At 72.4% G+C, this 243-nt stretch carries 1 protein-coding gene; it reads left to right on the top strand.

Annotation, left to right across the window (positions count from 1 at the left end):
- Window positions 1–52: 52 nt before the first annotated feature.
- Window positions 53–243, top strand: a 191-nt coding sequence (locus tag SB754_RS22500; protein WP_410784493.1) for a M23 family metallopeptidase, incomplete at its 3' end; no start/stop codon positions are given.

Genomic DNA, 243 nt, shown 5'->3' with positions numbered 1-243 from the left:
CGCGCACCGTCGAGGTGGGCGACTGGGTCGAGACCGGCTCCACTTGGGCGGCGTGGGCAACACGGGCCACAGCTTCGGGAACCATTTGCACTTCGAGGTGCGCCTGAACGGCGTTCCCATCGATCCGTACCCGCTGCTCACCGGCGGATCCGCGGCACCGGTCGAGATCAAGCCCGGCATCCCGGTGCCCCCGGACCCGGGCCCGACGCAGCAGCCCGAGCCGCCGCAGGAGCCGACGCCGAG

Source organism: Leifsonia sp. SIMBA_070 (assembly GCF_046534635.1).
In the GTDB taxonomy this organism is placed as follows: Bacteria; Actinomycetota; Actinomycetes; order Actinomycetales; family Microbacteriaceae; genus Leifsonia.
The sequence above is the reverse complement of the archived record's forward strand: the minus strand, read 5'-3'. Positions and strand labels throughout refer to the sequence as shown.